This window comes from Streptomyces sp. NPDC048734, assembly GCF_043198675.1.
Taxonomy (GTDB): domain Bacteria; phylum Actinomycetota; class Actinomycetes; order Streptomycetales; family Streptomycetaceae; genus Streptomyces.
The window spans coordinates 161,337-180,068 of record NZ_JBICUZ010000002.1 but is presented as its reverse complement, the minus strand read 5'-3'; the positions used below and the strand labels follow the sequence as shown (position 1 = coordinate 180,068).

The following is an 18,732-nucleotide window of genomic DNA, read 5'->3' as shown; positions in this document are numbered from 1 at the left end:
ACAGTGCGCCGACAGAGGCGTCCCGTACTGTCGAGTCATGCCACGCCGCACCGCGACGATGCTCGCCTCCACCCTGATGCTGATCGCGCTCCTCTGCGCGGGAGTACTCATCCGCGTGCCGTACGCGGAGATGTCCCCGGGGCCGACGGTGAACACGCTCGGGGAGCACGGCGGCGAGCCGGTGCTCCAGATCGACGGGCGCAAGACCTACCCGACCGACGGTCACCTCAACATGACGACCGTGCGGGTGACCAGCGCCGACTACAGGATGAACCTCGTCGAGGCGGTCCACGGCTGGCTCGCGCACGACAACAAGGTCGTCCCGCACGACACGCTCTACCCGGACGGCAAGACCGAGGAGCAGTCCACCCAGGAGAACGCCGAGGAGTTCAGCCAGTCCCAGGAGAGCGCCAAGGTCGCCGCCCTGAAGGAGCTGGACGTCCCGGTGCAGTCCTGGGTGATCGTCTCCACCGTGGTGAAGGGCTCGCCCGCCGAGGGCCGGCTGCACGCCGGAGACGTGATCAAGGCCGTGGACGGTACGGCGGTGAAGGCCCCCTCCGACGTCGCGAAGCTGGTGACGAAGCACGAGCCCGGCGAGGACGTCGTCTTCACCATCGTGCCGGCGAAGGACCAGGCCGCCGCCGAGAAGGCGCGGAAGACGGCGACCAGGACCCAGAAGGTCACGATCAGGACGGCGGCCTCCGACGACGGCGCGGAGAAGCGGGCCGTCGTCGGGATCTCCGCCGGCACCGACCACACGTTCCCGTTCACCATCGACATCAAGCTCGCCGACGTCGGCGGCCCGAGCGCCGGCCTGATGTTCGCGCTCGGCATCTACGACAAGCTCACTCCAGGCAGCCTGACCGGCGGGAAGTTCGTCGCCGGCACCGGCACCATCGACGACGACGGCAAGGTCGGCCCGATCGGCGGCATCCAGCTGAAGACCGTCGGGGCCCGCGACAAGGGCGCCCAGTACTTCCTGACGCCGGCCGACAACTGCGCGTCCGCCGCCGAGGACATTCCTAGCGGGCTGACGCTCGTCAAGGTGAACACCATCGAGGACGCCCTGGGCGCCCTGGAGGACATCCGCGGCGGCGACACCGCCGACCTGCCGAAGTGCACGGCCGGCAAGTCCTGAGGCGACGCCGGGAGGCCGCCGGGCCGTGCGGCGACGCCGTGGGGGCTACTCCTCGAACGTCGCCGACAGGGCCTCTGCGAGGCCCGGGACCAGCTGTGAACCGGTGAGGACCTCCGTCGGGGAGTCCTTCTCGCGCAGCCGCAGGGCCGAGTCCCGGGTGCCGTCACGCAGGACCGCCACCGTCATCCGCACCTCCTGGCGGTCGGGGTGATCGGCCACCCACCGCGTCAGCTTCGCCCCGCTCAGCCCCTGCGGGACCTGGGCCTCGGCGGACGGGGGCAGCATCAGACGCTCCACGGTCAGCGCGCAGCCGGCCACGGCGTCGGGCCAGGCGATCGTCGCGAGGAACTCGTCGAGCGGCTTGTCCGTTGGCACTTCGTCCTGCTCGATCGGGGTGAGACCGGTGGTCTCCGGTGCGTTCTCCAGACCGAGCTGGGCGGCGAGCGCGGGTTCCTGGGTCCGCAGTCGTGCGGTGTCTACGAGGGCGAAGAGGCGGGCGGGCTGGTCCCAGCCGAGGCCGGAGGCGTACTCGTCGATCTCGAGTACGGCCCGGGTGAGCGGGCTCGCCGCCATGGGAGTGTTGGACATGGTCACAATCCTGCCTCGTTCCCGGCCGGAATCGGGAACCGAGTAAAGGGTGAGTAAGTTGCATAGGTGTGGGCCCACGATCACGGGGGGCCACGGAGGGCCCACGAAGACGCGGGCCTGACGGATCAACAGCGAACCTCGGGGTGCGAACCTTGGCTTTCCAGATGCCGGACCGCGGCGGAGGCCCGACCGGGCCACGGATCAGAGTGGGCCGCCCGTCCCGGCGGGTCCGGACCCTGCTCATGACACTGGGCGTGCTTGCCGTCCTGGCCATGGTGTTCACCATGTTCGCCGGGTTCTGGACGGACTGGCTCTGGTACCGGTCGGTGAACTACTCCTCCGTGTTCACGACCACACTGTCGACCAAGATCGGACTCTTCTTCGTCTTCGGTCTGCTGATGGCCCTCGCGGTCGGGTTCAACATCTGGCTGGCCCACCGCCTGCGGCCACCGCTGAGCGCCATGTCGATGGAGCAGCAGAGCCTCGACCGGTACCGCATGGGCATCGCGCCCTACAAGAAGTGGCTGCTGCTCGGGATCACCGCCCTCGTCGGACTGATCGCCGGAGCCTCGGCGTCGGGGCAGTGGCGGACCTGGCTGATGTGGATCAACGGAGTGTCCTTCGGGCAGAAGGACCCGCAGTTCCACCTCGACGTGTCCTTCTACGCCTTCGACCTGCCCTGGTACCGGTTCCTCCTCGGTTTCGGCTTCGCCGCCACGATCCTCTCCCTGATCGCCGCCGCGCTCACCCACTACCTGTACGGCGGGCTGCGCGTCACCAGTCCCGGCGCGCGCGCCACAGCCGCGGCCACCGGACACCTGTCGGTGCTGCTGGGCATCTTCGTCGCCCTCAAGGCGGTGGCGTACTGGCTCGACCGGTACGGCCTGGCGGTGAAGTCCAGCGACTTCAAGGCCACCGACAACTGGACCGGCCTGCGCTATGTCGACGCCAACGCCTACCTGCCGGCCAAGACGATCCTGTTCTGCATCGCGGTCATCTGCGCCCTGCTGTTCTTCGCCACGCTGTGGCGGCGCACCTGGCAGCTGCCCGTCATCGGCTTCGGCCTGATGGTGCTCTCCGCGATCCTGATCGGCGGCCTCTATCCGGCCATCGTCCAGAAGTTCCAGGTCCAGCCCAACGAGCAGGCCAAGGAAGCGCCGTACGTCGAGAAGAACCTCAAGGCGACGCGCGAGGCCTACGGCATCGAGGGCACCCAGGTCACCGACTACTCGGGGACGAGCAAGACCGAGGACAAGACGACGCTGCGCGACGACGTGGCCGGCGCGGCGAGCATCCGCGTCCTGGACCCGAACATCGTGTCGCCGACCTTCCAGCAGCTCCAGCAGATCCGGAAGTACTACGCCTTCCCGACCAACCTGGACGTGGACCGCTACAGCGTGAACGGCCAGGACCAGGACACGGTCATCGGCCTGCGCGAACTGAACCTCGCGGGCGTGGACAAGCAGAACTGGATCAACAACCACTTCCGTTACACCCACGGCTACGGCGTGGTCGCCGCCAAGGGCACCACCGCCGACGCCGACGGCCGCCCGGCCTTCACCGAGTCCAACCTGCCGTCGGAGGGCGTGCTCGGCAAGTACGAGCAGCGGATCTACTACGGCGAGAAGACCACCACGTACTCGATCGTCGGCGGTCCCCAGAAGGAGATCGACTACTCCGACGACCAGGGTGAGAAGACCACCAGCTACACCGGCAAGAGCGGGGTCAACCTCTCCAACGCGGTCAACCGGGCGGCGTACGCGGTGGCGTTCGGCGAGCCGCAGATCCTGTACTCCGGTGCGATCGGCGAGGGCTCGAGGGTCCTCTACAACCGCACGCCCAAGCAGCGCGTCGAGGCGGTCGCCCCGTGGCTGACCATCGACGGCGACGCCTACCCGGCGGTCGTGGGCGACCGGGTGCAGTGGATCGTCGACGCGTACACCACCACCAACGGCTACCCGTACGCCTCGCGGACCACCCTCGGCGACACGACGGCCGACTCGCTGACCGCCACCAACAACAACCGCGCGGTGGTGGCCCAGCAGAACCAGGTCAACTACATCCGCAACTCGGTGAAGGCGACCGTCGACGCGTACACCGGCGAGGTCAAGCTCTACCAGTGGGACACCAAGGACCCGGTCCTGAAGACCTGGATGAAGGCCTTCCCCGGCACGGTGGAGAAGAAGTCGGAGATCTCCGCCGGGCTGATGGCCCATCTCCGGTACCCGCAGGACCTGTTCAAGGTCCAGCGCGAGCTGCTCACCCGGTACCACGTGAAGGACGCGACGACGTTCCTCAGCGGCAGCGAGGTCTGGCAGGTGCCCAACGACCCGACCAACCAGTCGAACGACGCGGTGCCGCCGTACTACCTGAGCATGAAGATGCCCGACCAGAAGGCGCAGGCGTTCTCGCTGACGACGACGTTCACGCCCAACGGCCGGGACAACCTCAGCGCGTTCATGGCGGTCGACTCCGAGGCCGGCACCTCCGGCTACGGCAAGATCAGAGTCCTGAAGCTGCCGACCAGCACGACCGTCGACGGACCCAAACAGGTGCAGAGCCAGTTCAACTCCGAACAGGACATCGCCGAGTCCATCAGGCTGCTGAAGGGCGGTGACTCGGAGGTCGAGTACGGCAACCTGCTGACGGTTCCGCTCGACGGGGGACTGCTGTACGTGGAGCCGGTCTACGTACGCGGTGGTGGACTCAAGTACCCGCTGCTGCGCAAGGTGTTGGTGTCCTACGGAGGCGTCACCGCCTTCGAGGACTCCCTCGACGAGGCCCTCAACAAGGTCTTCGGCACGGAGGGGGCGACTCCGAAGCCGCCGACGGACGACGGTGACACCACCACCCCGCCACCGGCGACCGGCAATACGACGGTCCAGGAGGCGCTGCAGGACGCCCAGGAGGCCTTCACCGCGGGCCAGGAGGCCCTCAAGAAGCCCGACTGGGAGGCGTACGCCAAGGCGCAGGCGGATCTCGAGGCCGCACTGAAGCGTGCCGAGGACGCGCAGGCCGCGGCGGACAAGAACGGCGCCGGCAGCTCGAGTCCGAGCAGCTCGCCGAGCGCGAGTGCCAAGCCCGGCACCGGCGCCAGTCCCACGCCGAGTCCGAGCGGCAGTCCCAGCGGCTGATCAAGGACCACCCCGCGTCGTGGTACGGTTGTGGAACACGACGCGGGGTGGAGCAGCTCGGTAGCTCGCTGGGCTCATAACCCAGAGGTCGCAGGTTCAAATCCTGTCCCCGCTACTCCAGGCGAAGGCCCGGATCCTGAAAAGGATCCGGGCCTTCGTGGTGTGCGAACGCATGTCCCCGCAAGATGTACCGCCGTGCCGACGTGGGGAGTTGGGGCATCTGTGTTTGACTTGTCTCTCTGTGGGCATGTCGACAAAACGCTGAAGTGACCTCACGGACTGCGGTATACCAGGTGTGACCGGGTTGCAGGTGGTGCGACGATGGACGTTATGGGGGACAAGGCAACTCTGTTCGAGACAGGGCGATTTGTGCATCCTTCCGGTGAGGAAGGGACCCCGTACCAGACCTCGGAGGAGACCCCGGACATGGGTCGGGACGAGGGCCGGGACGAGACGGGGGACGCCGTCGAGGAGGCGCGCCGACGGCTCGCCGCCGAGGCCGGCGACGTCGAGGCGATGAGCGTCCTCGGGGCCCTGTTGCTGCGCCGCGGCGATCTCGACGGAGCCGAACCCCATCTGCGTGCGGCCACCACGGAGGGCGACCGTGCCGCCGCCAACAACCTCGGCGTCCTCCTCCTCCAGCGCGGCTACCCCGACGAGGCCGCCGGCTGGTGGCGGGTCGCCGCCGTCGCCGGCTCCGCCCCCGCGGCGCACGCGCTGGGCCGCCACCACCGCGAGCGCGGCGACGAACCCGCCGCCGAGTACTGGCTGCGCCAGGCCGCCGAACAAGGGCACGTCCTGGGCGCCTACGCCCTCGCCGACCTGCTGGAGCACCGGGGTGACCACCCGGGTGCCGAGCGTTGGATGCGGGCCGCCGCCGAACGCGGGCACCGGGAGGCGGCGTACCGGCTCGCGCGGGCACTCGACCGCAGGGAGCCGCAGCTCGCCGACGGGCGCTGGGACGCGGCGGACAACGGTGTCGCCGTGCCGGCGGAGGCCGAGCAGTGGTACCGGCAGGCTGCCGCGCGCGGACACCGGCGGGCCGCGCTGCACCTCGGGGCCATCCTGGAGCGGCGGGGCGAGCTGAAGGAGGCCGGGCGCTGGTACCTGACGTCCGCCAAGGACGGCGAGCCCCGGGCGGCCTGCGCCCTCGGCTTCCTGCTGCGCGACGCAGGCGACACCGAGAACGCCGCCATGTGGTGGCTGCGCGCGGCCCAGGACGGCGACGGCAACGCGGCCAACGCGCTGGGCGCCCTGTACGCCGAGCGGGGCCAGACCCAGACCGCCGAACGCTGGTACCGGGCCGCCATGGACGCCGGGGACGACAACGGCGCCTACAACCTCGCCCTGCTCTGCGCCGAGCAGGGCCGCACCGCGCAGGCCGAGCAGTGGTACCGGCGCGCCGCGTACGCCGGGCACCGCGAGGCCGCCAACGCGCTGGCCGTCCTGCTGCTCCAGGGCGGGGACGCGGCCGGAGCCGAGCCGTGGTTCTCCAAGGCCGCCGAGGCGGGCAGCGTCGACGCCGCCTTCAACCTCGGGATCCTGTTCGCCGGCCGCGGCGAGGACGCGGTCGCGCTGCGCTGGTACGAGCGGGCGTCGGCGGCCGGGCACACCGAGGCGGCGCTCCAGGTCGGCATCGCCCGGCTGCGGGAGGGCGACGAACAGGCCGCCGAACGGCATCTGCGGTGCGCGGCGGGCGGGGGCAGCGCGGAGGCGGCGTACCGGCTGGCGTCCGTGCTCGACGCCCGTCGGCCGCCCCAGCCGGCGCACGAGCTGGGCGAGATCGTGCACGAGAAGACCGAATGCGAGGAGTGGTACGAGCGGGCGGCGATCCAGGGGCACCGGCGCGCGCAGGTGCGGGTCGGGATGCTGGCCGCCGCGCGGGGCGATGTGGTGCAGGCGGCGCGGTGGTACCGGACGGCCGCGGAGGCCGGGTCGCGCAACGGCGCCTTCAACCTGGGGCTGCTGCTCGCGCGGGAGGGCAGCGAGCCCGAGGCGGCCGTGTGGTGGACGCACGCGGCCGACGCCGGGCACGGACGGGCGGCGTTGCGGCTCGCCCTCGTCTACGCGCGTCGGGGGGAGCTGGCGGAAGGGCAGCGGTGGGCGGATCGGGCGGTGTCGCTCGGGCCGGAGGAGGTGGCGGAACGGGCCGCGCGGCTGCGGGACGCCCTCCGGGAGGAACTGTCGGCGTGAGGTTCGTGGCCCCGCCCCGCCATCCCGGCCCACCGTCCCGGTCGGGATGCCCCGACCTGTGACGGCGTGGTGCGGCCAATCGATTTGCTTCTTCCTGTTCCCGTGACGTAACGTTGCATTCAACGACGCGGGGTGGAGCAGCTCGGTAGCTCGCTGGGCTCATAACCCAGAGGTCGCAGGTTCAAATCCTGTCCCCGCTACTGAAGGCCGAGGGCCGGAATCCGAAAGGGTTCCGGCCCTCGGCTCATGTTCGGGCTGTGTCTGACCCAGGCAGTGTCGGATTCAGGCAGTGTCGGAACAGCGCGAAGCCCCGGCGTCCAGGACGGACGCCGGGGCTTGTGTGTCGCGTGGGTCAGGCCGACACCGACGCCGCCGCGCAGTTCGGGCAGACGCCCCGGTACGTCACCTCGACGCCCGAGACGGTGAAGCCGAAGCGCTCGGTGTCGGGGAGGTCCGCCAGCGGATTGCCGCTCGGGTGGACGTCGCGGATCGCGCCGCACTGGGCGCAGACCAGGTGGTGGTGCGGCCGGTGCGCGTTCGGGTCGTACCGCTTGGCGCGCTTGTCGGTGGCGACCTCGAGCACCTCGCCGAGGGAGACCAGCTCGCCGAGCGTGTTGTACACGGTCGCCCGGGAGATCTCGGGCAGCTTGGCGACAGCCCGCGCGTGGACCTCGTCGGCCGTCAGGTGGACGTGTTCGCCGTCGAGGACCTCGGCCACGACGCGCCGCTGCGCGGTCATTCGCCATCCGCGTCCGCGCAGCCGTTCCAGAAGGTCGCTCATGGCACCAGCCTAACAGGAGGGGGAGACGAGTTCCGAACAGGTGTGACTTTGGATGCTCACTTGACTTAGACAATGTCCATTGTAGGATCAATCCTGACTTTGGCCAAGCGACGGGAACGGTCGGGAATGACGCAGGAGACGCACGTGACGCAGGGACCGCTCACGACGGAGGCCGGCGCGCCGGTCGCCGACAACCAGAACAGCGAGACCGCGGGCGTCGGCGGCCCCGTCCTCGTCCAGGACCAGCTGCTTCTGGAGAAGCTGGCGCACTTCAACCGTGAGCGCATCCCGGAGCGCGTGGTGCACGCCCGCGGTGCCGGCGCCTACGGCACCTTCACGGTGACCGCCGATGTCACGCCGTACACCAGGGCGGCGTTCCTCTCCGAGGTCGGCAAGCGGACGGAGACGTTCCTGCGGTTCTCGACCGTGGCGGGCAACCTCGGGTCCGCGGACGCCGTGCGCGACCCGCGCGGGTTCGCGCTGAAGTTCTACACCGAGGAGGGCAACTACGACCTCGTCGGCAACAACACCCCGGTGTTCTTCATCAAGGACGCCATCAAGTTCCCCGACTTCATCCACACCCAGAAGCGCGACCCGTACACGGGCTCGCAGGAGGCGGACAACGTCTGGGACTTCTGGGGCCTCAGCCCCGAGAGCACCCACCAGGTGACCTGGCTGTTCGGTGACCGCGGCATCCCGGCGAGCTACCGCCACATGGACGGTTTCGGCTCGCACACCTACCAGTGGAACAACGCCGCCGGCGAGGCCTTCTGGGTCAAGTACCACTTCAAGACCGACCAGGGCATCAAGAACCTCACCCAGGCCGAGGCGGGCCGGCTCGCCGGTGAGGACCCCGACTCCCACCAGCGGGACCTGCGCGAGGCCATCGAGCGCGGCGAGTACCCGACCTGGACCGTGGGCGTGCAGATCATGCCGGTGGCCGACGCGGCGACGTACCGGTTCAACCCGTTCGACCTCACCAAGGTGTGGCCGCACGCGGACTACCCGGTGATCGAGTTCGGCAAGCTGGAGCTCAACCGCAACCCGGAGAACGTCTTCGCCGAGGTCGAGCAGTCGGTCTTCTCGCCGGCGCACTTCGTGCCCGGCATCGGCCCCTCGCCGGACAAGATGCTCCAGGGCCGCCTCTTCGCCTACGGCGACGCCCACCGCTACCGCGTCGGCATCAACGCCGACCACCTGCCGGTGAACCGCCCGCACGCCACCGTGGCGCGCACCCACGCGCGGGACGGCCTTCTGTACGACGGCCGCCACGGCGGGGCGAAGAACTACGAGCCGAACAGCTTCGGCGGACCGTCGCAGACCGACCGTCCGCTGTGGTCCGCGACCGCCGTGACCGGCGGCACGGGCAACCACCCGGCGCCCGTCCACGCCGAGGACGACGACTTCGTGCAGGCGGGCAACCTCTACCGGCTGATGTCTCAGGACGAGAAGGAGCGCCTGATCGGCAACCTGGCGGGCTTCATCGCCAAGGTCTCCCGCGACGACGTCGTGGAGCGGGCGATCGACAACTTCCGTCGGGCCGACGGAGACTACGGCAAGCGGCTGGAGGCCGCGGTCCAGGCCCTGCGCGGCTGATACTCCAGCACTGGACCGCTTGTCGTGACCGGACGGGCCGGACTCCCCTCGGGGAGTCCGGCCCGTCCGTGCTCACAGGGCCGGTGCGGGCTGCCGTGCGGGGGCCCAGCAGCGGATGAGGTCGCGGACGGAGACGACGCCGACGGCCTCCTCGCGGTCCAGGACGACGAGGTGCCGGAAGCCGCCGTGCGCCATGGCCGCGGCCGCCTCCTCCAGGGTCCAGGTGGGGGCGGCGAAGACGACGTCGTTGGTGGTGTGGGCGTGGGTGCGTTCCGTCTCCGGGTCCTCGCCCCGGGCCACGGAGTTGAGGATGTCCCGCTCGGTGAGGATGCCGATGCCACCGGCGTCCGGGTCGAGCACCAGGGCCGCGCCGACGCGGCGTGCGGACATCAGGGCGGCGGCCTGCCGGAGGGTGTGTGCGGGGCCGATGGTGAGCACCACCGTGCTCATGGCGTCGCGGACGAGCATGGGCTGAACACCTCCTACGAATCCGCTGGTGCGCGGATTCACAAATTCACAAGTGGGGGTGTCGCCAGGGTGGCAGGTAAGGCAGGGGCCAACAAGAGGGCGCGCGCGTCCAGCTGAGGGCGCACGCGCTCATATGTGTCGGTCAGCTGCGCTCGTTGAGGTAGCCCAGCAGCTCGTCGTGGAGCAGCCCGTTCGACGCGGCGGCGTTGCCGCTGTGCGGGCCCGGACGGCCGTCCAGGCCGGTGAACGTGCCGCCGGCCTCCGTCACGACGATCGCCGTGGCAGCCATGTCCCAGAGGGACAGCTCGGGTTCCGCGCAGAGGTCCACCGAGCCCTCGGCGACCATCATGTACGGCCAGAAATCGCCGTACGCGCGCGTGCGCCAGACCGCTCGGGTGAGGTCCAGGAAGCCGTTCAGCCGCCCCTGCTCCTCCCAGCCGCCGAGCGAGGAGTACGCGAAGGAGGCGTCCGACAGCCGCGAGACGCGGGAGACGCGCAGGCGGCTCGCGGAGGTCAGGCTGCGGCCGGTGTAGGCGCCGTGGCCCTTGGCGGCCCACCAGCGGCGGCCCAGGGCCGGGGCGGACACGACACCGACGACGGGCCGGTAGCCGCCCTCGGCGGCCTCCATCAGCGAGATGAGGGTGGCCCAGACGGGGACGCCGCGCACGTAGTTCTTCGTGCCGTCGATCGGGTCGATCACCCAGCGGCGGGGACCGGTCCCCTCGACGCCGTACTCCTCGCCCAGGATCGCGTCGCGCGGGCGGGCTCGCTGGAGCTGGCCGCGGATCAGCTCCTCGGCGGCCTTGTCCGCCTCGCTCACCGGGGTCATGTCCGGTTTGGTCTCGACCTTGAGGTCGAGGGCCTTGAAGCGGGCCATGGTCGCGGCGTCGGCGGCGTCCGCGAGGACGTGCGCGAGGCGGAGGTCGTCGTGGTAGTCCGGCATGGGACGAACGGTATCCGCCGTGGCGGGGGTGGGGCCACACCGGGCCCGGCGGGGACCTGGCGAGGATCCTGCCGAGGGCCTGACGAGAGCCCGACCGGGCGGGGCGCGGAGCCGCGCGCGGCTCACGGTGGGGGCGGCGTGCGGCGGTGGCGGCGGTGCGCGGGGACCGTGTGCTGGTGCGGGCCGCGTCCCGCGGACCCTTGACAGTGCCTACCGGCGCGTCAAACCTGGGCGCAGAGCCGCTCGTCCCAGGGAGGCGATGATGCCTGCGCGGGAATCCCTACTGGACGCCGCTTTCGCGGCACTCGCACGCCGGCCGTGGGCCGCCGTGCGGATGGTGGACGTCGCCTCGGCGGCCGGGGTGTCCCGGCAGACCCTCTACAACGAGTTCGGGAGCAAGGAAGGGCTGGCCCGGGCGCTCGTCAGACGGGAGGCCGACGGATATCTCGCCGGCGTCGAGCGGGCGTTGAGGGCACCGGTGGACGGGCGGGAGCGGCTGGTCGCGGTCGCGGAGTGGACGGTCTCCGCGGCCCGGGGGAACGCGGTGGTGCGGGCCCTGCTCACCGGGTGCTGGAGCGCGCGCCTGCCCTCGTTGGACCTGGCCGCGGCGTCGTCGTCCTGCGCCGTGCCCGCGCAACGCCGGGCGGACGCGGCACTGCCCTCGCCGGGAGATCTGGTGGCGGCCGTACGGGATCGGGCCGCGGTTGCGCTGGACGGGGGGAGCGGTGGTGAGGCGGCGCCGGTCTGCGAGTTGGCGGTGCGGCTCGCGTTGTCCTGCGTGGTGGCCCCGCCGGGGGAGGGGGCCGGGGGCGGGGTGGGGGATGTGGTGCGGGCGGCTCTGCACCGGCAGGGGACGGACCGGGAGGTGCGGTCGCCCCCGCCGGGCAGGCCCTAGTACTGCAACGGTGTTTGTTCTGAGTGTTGGGCAGTTGTCAGGGGCTGTGTCCGCGTCGTTTGTGGTGACTCGGCCGTGCCTGGTGCTGCCGTCCGCGGTGCCATGTCGACCAGTGCGGGATGTGGCGGTCGGGGTGGGGCGGCGGTCGGTGAGGCGGGTGATCAGGCGCCGGATCTCGGCGAGGCTGTAGTGGATGAGCGGGGAGGATCCGTTTCTGCTCTTTCCTCGTCCAGCTGGTGGGCGCGCAGGAGGGTGAGGCAGGCGTGGGCGGCCATGGCCAGGGTCGTGTGGCGGTGCCAGCCGGGGTAGCGGCGGGCCTGGTAGTCGTCCAGGCCGCATTCCTGCTTCGCGCTCTGGACGCATTCCTCGACGGCCCAGTGGCTGCCGGCGATGCGGATCAGCTCGTCCAGCGTGGTGTCGGCGGGGCAGTGGGCGGTGTAGTAGGAGATCTCCTCGGGCCGGCTGACGCTGCGGCGGGCGAGAACCCGGTGTCGGCGGTCGGGCCGGTGCCAGGGCCGCACCTCGACGCGGGCCCAGTCGTAGATCCGCCGGCCGTGGGCGCCCTCGCCGCAGGATCGGCGTTTCCATTTCTGCCGGGGCAGGCCGGGGAACAGGTCGTGGAGGGGGTGGTCGAGGGCGAGGCGGGTGACGACGGTGTCGTGCCGGGTGGTGGCCATGACGTGGAAGACGTCGGCCTGCTCGAGCTCGGACCGCCAGCCCTTGCTGTAGCCGTAGGCGGCATCCGCGGTCACCCACCGGAACGGGATCTTGTCCGCGATCGCTTTGCGGACCATCGCCCTGGCCATGACCACTTTCGTGGCGAAGCCGATGCTGTCGTCGACGCCGGCCCGGCGGCAGCGTTCCCGGTCGTCCGTCCAGGAGGTGGGCAGATACAGGCGGCGGTCGATCAGTGTGCGTCCGCGGCCGGTGGCGTAGGCGAGGAACACGCCGATCTGGCTGTTCTCGGTGCGTCCGGCGGTCCCGGAGTACTGCCGCTGCACACCGGCCGAACGCACCCCCTTCTTCAGGAACCCGGTGTCGTCGACGACCAGGACGGCGCCCGGGTCTCGCCGAGGTGCTCGACGACGTAGTCCCGCACATCGCCGAGGACCTCGTCGGCGTCCCACTCGATCCTGTTCAGCAGCCGGTGGATACGGTCCAAAGCCGTGTGACCTGCCTGTTCGGCCAGTGTCCAGCCGTTCTTCCGCTCCAGCGGAGCGATCAGCCCCCGCATATGGGCAAGCGCCGACTCCCGCGGCTCAGTCCTGCTCAACCGATGCACGAACCGCTCGTGCAACCGGTCCACCTCACCCGCCCACAACCTGACATCAGCAAGGCCCCCACCCATGACCACACCAACGAACGACCTGGCCAACAGCCACGGCATAGACCGTTGCAGTACTAAGCGCTTGCTCAGTCCATGTCAGTCGAAGTTACTCATCGGTCACCCGGTCTGTCCAGAGTCCGAGTCTGTGATCCAGCGCCCTTCGGCGGAGTCGTGCACGTACGCCGGCCTCCCCCTGGTCCCGCTCGTGCGGAACGGCTTCCCGCCGTCCGTGATCCGCACCGTCCCCGTACGGCCCCCGGCGCTCCACTCCAGCTCCAGGTACCAGCGGCAGTCGCAGCCCGCCGTCCGCGCGGAGACCAGCAGCTCCTCGGGGTCGGAGGAGGTGACCTTGTACGGGAAGGAGACGGCCGGGATCTTCCGGACCTCGGCGCCGGAGGCGTCAAGGCCGTCGACGGGCCTCGCGAGCGGGCGCGGCCGGTCGAGGTCCACGGCGAAGTGGCGCGGGGTGACGGCGCCGCCACAGCCGTTGTCCATCCGGTACGCGTTCCACGGCAGCGGCGCGGCGCGGTCGACCACGCGCACGTGCAGGGCATGGAGGACGACGGCGTCGGACGGCGACCGGCCCTGGACCGTGATCCGCACCAGCGCCTCCCCGCCGTGCACGGCACCGTGCGTCCCGGCCCACGCCTCGGAGTCGGCCGCGACCGGCGGCGGGGCGACCGCGCGGGGGGCCCGGTCCACGAGGTAGGTGTGCCCGCAGCCGCCCTCCCAGAGCTGGGAACCGATGCTCCAGGTGAAGGGGAGGGGGGCCGCGGTCCGCCCCGGAGCGGTGGAAGCGGGAGCGGGGGCAGAAGCCGTACGGGTGGGGTGGCCGAGCAGGGCGGCGGCGAGGGCGAGCACGACGAGGGCGACGGCGGCGACGACGAGGAGGGGAGCGGGGGCGCCACGACGAGGGCGGGCGCGGGGCGCCTCCGGCGCGGACGGATCCGCGGCGGACGGGTCCGGCGCGGTCGGGTCCGGGGCGGGGCCGGGGCCCGGTTCCGGCGCGGACGGTTCCGGGTTCGATTCCGGCGCGGCCGACACGGCCGGCACAGGCGTGGGCGCGGGCGAGGCCGCTCGGCGGCGGGCGCGGTCCGCCTCCGTCCAGGCCGCCTCCAGGGCCCGCCGTTCCTCCTCGTCCGCCCCGCACAGCAGGGCGAGGCGGTCGACCACGGCGAACTCCTCCGGGACGGTCGCGCCCGAGCAGTAGCGGTGGAGGGTGGACGCGCTGACGCTCAGCCGCCGACCCAGCGCCTCGTAACTCCTCCCGTCCCGCGCCTTCAGCGCGCGCACGAGCCCCGCGAACTCCTCGACGGCGGCGTCCTTCGGCATTCCATCCCCCTCGACCCTGCGTCCCATCCTTCACGTCCTTGCACGTCAGCGGGGGTGGAATGGTTCCGGGACGGCTGGTGGGCGCGTGATCGTTGCAGCCGGCGGGCACCGGCCCCACGCTGGTTGAGCACTGACCGAACGAACGACCCGACGGGGGATCCACCACCATGAACAAGCTCCGCACCGCACTCGCCACCGCAGCCGCTGCCGCACTGGGCCTCGCGGCCCTCGCCACAGCCCCGGCGCAGGCCGCTGCCCAGCCCGCCTTCCTCGCCGCCTCCCAGATGCCGCCGTCGTCGACGCCGTGGACCGCCACCCAGGTCTTCACCGGCGTCCCGGAGAACGGCGGCGTCCTCTGCGCCCCGTACAAGATCCCGGCGCAGAACACCCGCTACCGCGAGTTCAGCACCGAGCTCGACACCAACGGCGTCCAGGTCACCACCGTCGCCCGTACCGAGGCCGACGCCGTGAAGCTGGTCGACACCCTCCGCGGGGCCCTCGCCGGCTGCGGCCCCCTGCTGGAGCAGCAGAACCCGGGCCTGCAGGCCGTCAGCGCCTCCCACGGCAAGCTCGCCGTCGAGGAGGGCGCCTGGGTCTACAGCCTGGACACCGCCGACCCGCAGATCGGCATCTCCGACATCCACCTGTTCTCCGTCGGCCGCGACGGCCGCACCGTCACCCTCGTCCGCTGGGGCCAGATGGGCGACCTCGAGGACGCCCCGCTGACCGCCTTCCGCACCACGACGAAGACCGCCGTCAACAAGCTCCACTGACCCGGGGACTCCCCCGAGGGCTGACCACAGCTCGACAGCGGCGCGGCCGGAACCCGGGCGCGCCGCTGTCGTGCCCACCTGCTCCGCCGACGTCTTCCACGTCATGGCCACCACCCGGCACGACACCGTCGTCACCCGCCTCGCCCTCGACCACCCCCTCCACGACCTGTTCCCCGGCCTGCCCCGGCAGAAGTGGAAACGCCGATCCTGCGGCGAGGGCGCCCACGGCCGGCGGATCTACGACTGGGCCCGCGTCGAGGTGCGGACCTGGCACCGGCCCGACCGCCGACACCGGGTTCTCGCCCGCCGCAGCGTCAGCCGGCCCGAGGAGATCTCCTACTACACCGCCCACTGCCCCGCCGACACCACGCTGGACGAGCTGATCCGCATCGCCGGCAGCCACTGGGCCGTCGAGGAATGCGTCCAGAGCGCGAAGTAGGAATGCGGCCTGGACGACTACCAGGCCCGCCGCTACCCCGGCTGGCACCGCCACACGACCCTGGCCATGGCCGCCCACGCCTGCCTCACCCTCCTGCGCGCCCACCAGCTGGACGAGGAAAGAGCAGAAACGGATCCTCCCCGCTCATCCACTACAGCCTCGCCGAGATCCGGCGCCTGATCACCCGCCTCACCGACCGCCGCCCCACCCCGACCGCCACATCCCGCACTGGTCGACATGGCACCGCGGACGGCAGTACCAGGCACGGCCGAGTCACCACAAACGACGCGGACACAGCCCCTGACAACTGCCCAACACTCAGAACAAACACCGTTGCAGTACTAGTGGGCCGAGCCCGACAGCTGGAGGCCGATCACGCCGATGATCACGAAGCTGATCGAGACGATCTTCAGGACGGAGACCAGGTCGCCCAGGAAGATCATTCCGTAGATCGCGGTGCCGGCCGCGCCGATGCCGGTCCAGACCGCGTAGGCCGGACCGACGTCGAGTTTCTTGAGGGAGAGGGTCAGCAGGCCGAAGCTGCCCAGGGCGAACACGCAGAACGCGATCGTCGGCCACAGCCTGGTGAAACCGTGCGACAGCTTCAGGCAGACGGCGAAGCCGGTCTCGAGCATTCCCGCGACGATGACCAGCAGCCACGCCATGTGCTGTCCTCCCCTGTGAGCGGCTCGGTGCGATTATGCACTTACCGAACCCCGGCACCCGCAAACACGCGGAGGTCAGTCGCCGTCCGTGCGCTCCCTCGTCGACAGCAGGCGCCGCAACGAGTACAGCCGCGCCTGGTCCGCGTGCCCCTCGGCCACCCACGCGTCCAGCGCGCAGTCCGGCTCGTCGTGGCTGCACGCGCGCGGGCAGCCCTCCGTGCCCGGCACCAGGTCGGGGAAGGCGAGGATGACGCGCGACGGGTCGATGTGGGCCAGCCCGAAGGAACGGATGCCGGGGGTGTCGATGACCCAGTCGTCGGTGCCGTTCAGGGGCAGGGCGAGCGCCGAGGTGGTGGTGTGCCGGCCGCGGCCCGTGACCGCGTTGACATGGCCCGTCACCCGGCGCCGCTCCTCGGGGACCAGCGCGTTCACCAGGGTCGTCTTGCCGACGCCGGAGTGGCCGACGAACGCCGTGACCCGCCCGGCCAGCTGCTCGCGCACCAGCTCCGCCGCGGCGCCGCTCGCCAGTTGCTCGCGGTTGGTGACGACGTAGGGGATGTCGAGGTGGCCGTACAGCTCCAGCAGTTTGTCCGGGGACGCCAGGTCCGACTTCGTCATGACGATCAGCGGGGTCAGGCCGCCGTCGAACGCCGCGACCAGGCAGCGGTCGATCAGCCGCGGGCGCGGCTCGGGATCGGCCAGGGCGGTGACGATCGCGAGCTGGTCGGCGTTGGCGACCACCACGCGCTCGTACGGGTCGTCGTCGTCCGCGGTGCGGCGCAGCACCGAGGTGCGCTCCGCGATGCGGACGATGCGCGCGAGGGTGTCCTTCGCCCCCGACAGGTCGCCGACCAGGGCGACCCGGTCACCGACGACCGCCGCCTTGCGGCCCAGTTCGCGGGCCTTCATCGCCATCACGACGCGGTCCTCGACGAGGCAGGTGAGCCGGCCCCGGTCGACGGTGAGGACCATGCCGTCGGCCGCGTCCTCGTGCTTGGGGCGGATGTGCGTGCGCGGCCGGTTGCCCTTGCGGTTCGGGCGGCTGCGGATGTCGTCCTCGTCGGTGTGCTTGCCGTAGCGGCGCATGGCGAAAGTCCCTATACCCCGGACGCCCCGAGCATCCCGGTCCACAGGTCGGGAAAGTCCGGCAGCGTCTTCGCCGTCGTCGCCACGTTCTCGATCTGTACGCCCTCCACGGCCAGGCCGATGACCGCGCCGGCCGTGGCCATGCGGTGGTCGTCGTAGGTGTGGAAGATCCCGCCGTGGAGCCGGCGCGGGCGGATGTGCAGGCCGTCGGCGGTCTCGGTGACGTCGCCGCCCAGCTCGTTGATCTCCTTGGTGAGCGCGGCCAGGCGGTCCGTCTCGTGCAGCCGCAGGTGCGCCACACCCCGCAGGGTGGAGGGGGAGTCGGCGAGGGCGGCGACCGCCGCGATGCCCGGGGTCAGCTCGCCGACGTCGCTCAGGTCGACGTCGATGCCGTGGATCGCGCCCGACCCGGTGAAGGCCAGGCCGTACTCGGTCAGTTCGCAGGAACCGCCCATCTCGGTGAAGATCTCCCGCAGCCGGTCCCCCGGTTGGGTGGTCCGGGCCGGCCAGTCCGGGACGACGACCCGGCCGCCGGTCACCAGCGCCGCCGCGAGGAACGGCTGCGCGTTGGACAGGTCCGGCTCGACGGTCAGGTCCCGGCCGAGCAGCGCGCCCGGCGTGACCCGCCAGACGTTCGGCTCGCCGCCCGACTCCGGGGTGTCCACCTGGGCGCCCACCGCGCGCAGCATGTCCACCGTCATCCGGATGTGCGGCAGGGAGGGCAGCGTGGCGCCGGTGTGCCGGACCTCGACGCCCTGGTTGAAGCGCGGCCCCGACAGCAGCAGGGCGCTCACGAACTGCGACGAGGAGGAGGCGTCGACCTCGACCGGGCCGCCGTCCAGGGCACCCCCGCCGTGCACGGTGAGCGGCAGCGAGCCCCGGCCGTCGTCGTCGATGCGGGCGCCGAGCGCGCGCAGGGCGTCGATCACGCTGGCCAGGGGACGCTCGTACGAGCGCGGGTCGCCGTCGAAGCGGACCGGGCCGTCGGCCAGCGTGGCGACCGGCGGCAGGAAGCGCATCACCGTGCCCGCGTTGCCGACGTCGACGGTGGCCGGGCCGCGGAGCCCCGTGGGGAACACCCGCCAGGCCTCGCCGGTTCCGTCGGGCCCCACGCCCTCCTCGATGTCCACCCCCATCGCGCGCAGGGCGGCCGCCATGAGCAGGGTGTCGCGGGAGCGCAGGGGACGGCGCAGCCAGCCGGGCTCGGAGGCCAGGGCGGCCAGGACGAGAGCGCGGTTCGTGACCGACTTGGACCCCGGCACGTGGACCGTCGCGTCGACGGCCTCGCTCGCGTGCGGGGCGGGCCAGAGGGCGGTGTGGGCGGGGTTCGGGGCCATGGGCCCACTGTATAAGCAGGGCATGGCCCGGGCTGTC

General features: G+C 71.4%; 14 protein-coding genes, 2 tRNA genes and 2 pseudogenes. 9 read left to right on the top strand and 9 right to left on the bottom strand.

All coding sequences use genetic code 11. The annotated features are described in order from the left end of the window. Nucleotides 1-37 precede the first annotated feature (37 nt). Nucleotides 38-1,138, top strand: coding sequence for a PDZ domain-containing protein (locus tag ACGFQC_RS06035; protein WP_363092864.1), 1,101 nt, complete (start codon nucleotides 38-40; stop codon nucleotides 1,136-1,138). A gap of 45 nt (nucleotides 1,139-1,183) precedes the next feature. On the opposite strand, the gene ACGFQC_RS06030 is transcribed toward ACGFQC_RS06035, so the two are convergent. Continuing rightward, nucleotides 1,184-1,726 (bottom strand): PPA1309 family protein, encoded by a 543-nt coding sequence (locus tag ACGFQC_RS06030; RefSeq protein ID WP_363092865.1) that lies wholly within the window; start codon nucleotides 1,724-1,726, stop codon nucleotides 1,184-1,186. 164 nt (nucleotides 1,727-1,890) lie between these two features. Between ACGFQC_RS06030 and ACGFQC_RS06025 the strand changes: the two genes are divergently transcribed. From ACGFQC_RS06025 to ACGFQC_RS06010, 4 genes are all read left to right on the top strand, one after another. Further along, nucleotides 1,891-4,860 (top strand): UPF0182 family protein, encoded by a 2,970-nt coding sequence (locus ACGFQC_RS06025; RefSeq protein ID WP_363092873.1) that lies wholly within the window; start codon nucleotides 1,891-1,893, stop codon nucleotides 4,858-4,860. Nucleotides 4,861-4,901: 41 nt separating this feature from the next. Continuing rightward, nucleotides 4,902-4,975, top strand: a tRNA-Met gene (locus ACGFQC_RS06020). Nucleotides 4,976-5,181: 206 nt separating this feature from the next. Beyond that, nucleotides 5,182-7,053 carry a tetratricopeptide repeat protein gene (locus ACGFQC_RS06015; protein WP_363092866.1) on the top strand — a complete coding sequence of 624 codons (1,872 nt, stop codon included), beginning with the start codon at nucleotides 5,182-5,184 and terminating at the stop codon, nucleotides 7,051-7,053. A 126-nt stretch (nucleotides 7,054-7,179) separates the two neighbouring features. Continuing rightward, nucleotides 7,180-7,253: transfer RNA gene (locus ACGFQC_RS06010), tRNA-Met, on the top strand. 152 nt (nucleotides 7,254-7,405) lie between these two features. Here ACGFQC_RS06010 and ACGFQC_RS06005 read toward each other — a convergent pair. Continuing rightward, complete coding sequence (locus ACGFQC_RS06005; protein WP_363092867.1) at nucleotides 7,406-7,834, bottom strand: Fur family transcriptional regulator; 429 nt, start codon at nucleotides 7,832-7,834, stop codon at nucleotides 7,406-7,408. A gap of 144 nt (nucleotides 7,835-7,978) precedes the next feature. Between ACGFQC_RS06005 and ACGFQC_RS06000 the strand changes: the two genes are divergently transcribed. After that, the gene (locus ACGFQC_RS06000) at nucleotides 7,979-9,430 is read left to right on the top strand and encodes a catalase (RefSeq protein ID WP_363092868.1); all 1,452 of its coding nucleotides are present in this window, start codon (nucleotides 7,979-7,981) and stop codon (nucleotides 9,428-9,430) included. A gap of 72 nt (nucleotides 9,431-9,502) precedes the next feature. On the opposite strand, the gene ACGFQC_RS05995 is transcribed toward ACGFQC_RS06000, so the two are convergent. Both ACGFQC_RS05995 and hisN read right to left on the bottom strand, forming a co-directional pair. Beyond that, a complete protein-coding gene (locus tag ACGFQC_RS05995) occupies nucleotides 9,503-9,898 on the bottom strand; it encodes a CBS domain-containing protein (RefSeq protein WP_363092869.1) in 396 nt (131 codons plus the stop codon). A 142-nt stretch (nucleotides 9,899-10,040) separates the two neighbouring features. Continuing rightward, nucleotides 10,041-10,841 (bottom strand): histidinol-phosphatase, encoded by an 801-nt coding sequence (hisN, locus tag ACGFQC_RS05990; protein WP_363092870.1) that lies wholly within the window; start codon nucleotides 10,839-10,841, stop codon nucleotides 10,041-10,043. Nucleotides 10,842-11,100: 259 nt separating this feature from the next. On the opposite strand from hisN, the gene ACGFQC_RS05985 reads away from it, so the two are divergent. After that, on the top strand, nucleotides 11,101-11,736 hold the full coding sequence (locus ACGFQC_RS05985) for a TetR/AcrR family transcriptional regulator (RefSeq protein ID WP_363092871.1): 636 nt from the start codon (nucleotides 11,101-11,103) through the stop codon (nucleotides 11,734-11,736). Between the two features lie 161 nt (nucleotides 11,737-11,897). Here the strand turns inward: ACGFQC_RS05985 and ACGFQC_RS05980 are convergent. Together ACGFQC_RS05980 and ACGFQC_RS05975 are read right to left on the bottom strand one after the other, a co-directional pair. Next, nucleotides 11,898-13,084: pseudogene (locus ACGFQC_RS05980) on the bottom strand (IS701 family transposase). A gap of 96 nt (nucleotides 13,085-13,180) precedes the next feature. Further along, complete coding sequence (locus ACGFQC_RS05975; RefSeq protein ID WP_363093106.1) at nucleotides 13,181-14,395, bottom strand: helix-turn-helix transcriptional regulator; 1,215 nt, start codon at nucleotides 14,393-14,395, stop codon at nucleotides 13,181-13,183. Nucleotides 14,396-14,562: 167 nt separating this feature from the next. Here ACGFQC_RS05975 and ACGFQC_RS05970 point away from each other — a divergent pair, with 167 nt between their 5' ends. Both ACGFQC_RS05970 and ACGFQC_RS05965 read left to right on the top strand, forming a co-directional pair. Then, a complete protein-coding gene (locus ACGFQC_RS05970) occupies nucleotides 14,563-15,168 on the top strand; it encodes a hypothetical protein (RefSeq protein WP_056789649.1) in 606 nt (201 codons plus the stop codon). 85 nt (nucleotides 15,169-15,253) lie between these two features. After that, a pseudogene (locus tag ACGFQC_RS05965) lies at nucleotides 15,254-15,787 on the top strand (IS701 family transposase); the annotation flags it as partial. A gap of 161 nt (nucleotides 15,788-15,948) precedes the next feature. Here the strand turns inward: ACGFQC_RS05965 and ACGFQC_RS05960 are convergent. The 3 genes from ACGFQC_RS05960 to aroA all read right to left on the bottom strand — a co-directional run bounded on the left by ACGFQC_RS05960 (nucleotide 15,949) and on the right by aroA (nucleotide 18,695). Next, entirely contained in the window at nucleotides 15,949-16,272 is a 324-nt protein-coding gene (locus ACGFQC_RS05960; RefSeq protein WP_363091044.1) for a multidrug efflux SMR transporter, read from the bottom strand. 75 nt (nucleotides 16,273-16,347) lie between these two features. Beyond that, on the bottom strand, nucleotides 16,348-17,358 hold the full coding sequence (rsgA, locus tag ACGFQC_RS05955; RefSeq protein ID WP_363091043.1) for a ribosome small subunit-dependent GTPase A: 1,011 nt from the start codon (nucleotides 17,356-17,358) through the stop codon (nucleotides 16,348-16,350). 11 nt (nucleotides 17,359-17,369) lie between these two features. Next, nucleotides 17,370-18,695 carry a 3-phosphoshikimate 1-carboxyvinyltransferase gene (gene aroA / locus ACGFQC_RS05950; RefSeq protein ID WP_363091042.1) on the bottom strand — a complete coding sequence of 442 codons (1,326 nt, stop codon included), beginning with the start codon at nucleotides 18,693-18,695 and terminating at the stop codon, nucleotides 17,370-17,372. Between the last annotated feature and the right edge of the window lie 37 nt (nucleotides 18,696-18,732).

Coding starts and splice junctions, on each gene's coding strand:
- ACGFQC_RS06035 (WP_363092864.1), top strand. CDS start 38: ATGCCACGCCGCACCGCGACGATGCTCGCCTCCACCCTGATGCTGATC.
- ACGFQC_RS06030 (WP_363092865.1), bottom strand. CDS start 1,726: ATGTCCAACACTCCCATGGCGGCGAGCCCGCTCACCCGGGCCGTACTC.
- ACGFQC_RS06025 (WP_363092873.1), top strand. CDS start 1,891: ATGCCGGACCGCGGCGGAGGCCCGACCGGGCCACGGATCAGAGTGGGC.
- ACGFQC_RS06015 (WP_363092866.1), top strand. CDS start 5,182: ATGGACGTTATGGGGGACAAGGCAACTCTGTTCGAGACAGGGCGATTT.
- ACGFQC_RS06005 (WP_363092867.1), bottom strand. CDS start 7,834: ATGAGCGACCTTCTGGAACGGCTGCGCGGACGCGGATGGCGAATGACC.
- ACGFQC_RS05995 (WP_363092869.1), bottom strand. CDS start 9,898: ATGCTCGTCCGCGACGCCATGAGCACGGTGGTGCTCACCATCGGCCCC.
- hisN (WP_363092870.1), bottom strand. CDS start 10,841: ATGCCGGACTACCACGACGACCTCCGCCTCGCGCACGTCCTCGCGGAC.
- ACGFQC_RS05985 (WP_363092871.1), top strand. CDS start 11,101: ATGATGCCTGCGCGGGAATCCCTACTGGACGCCGCTTTCGCGGCACTC.
- ACGFQC_RS05975 (WP_363093106.1), bottom strand. CDS start 14,395: ATGCCGAAGGACGCCGCCGTCGAGGAGTTCGCGGGGCTCGTGCGCGCG.
- ACGFQC_RS05970 (WP_056789649.1), top strand. CDS start 14,563: ATGAACAAGCTCCGCACCGCACTCGCCACCGCAGCCGCTGCCGCACTG.
- ACGFQC_RS05960 (WP_363091044.1), bottom strand. CDS start 16,272: ATGGCGTGGCTGCTGGTCATCGTCGCGGGAATGCTCGAGACCGGCTTC.
- rsgA (WP_363091043.1), bottom strand. CDS start 17,358: ATGCGCCGCTACGGCAAGCACACCGACGAGGACGACATCCGCAGCCGC.
- aroA (WP_363091042.1), bottom strand. CDS start 18,695: ATGGCCCCGAACCCCGCCCACACCGCCCTCTGGCCCGCCCCGCACGCG.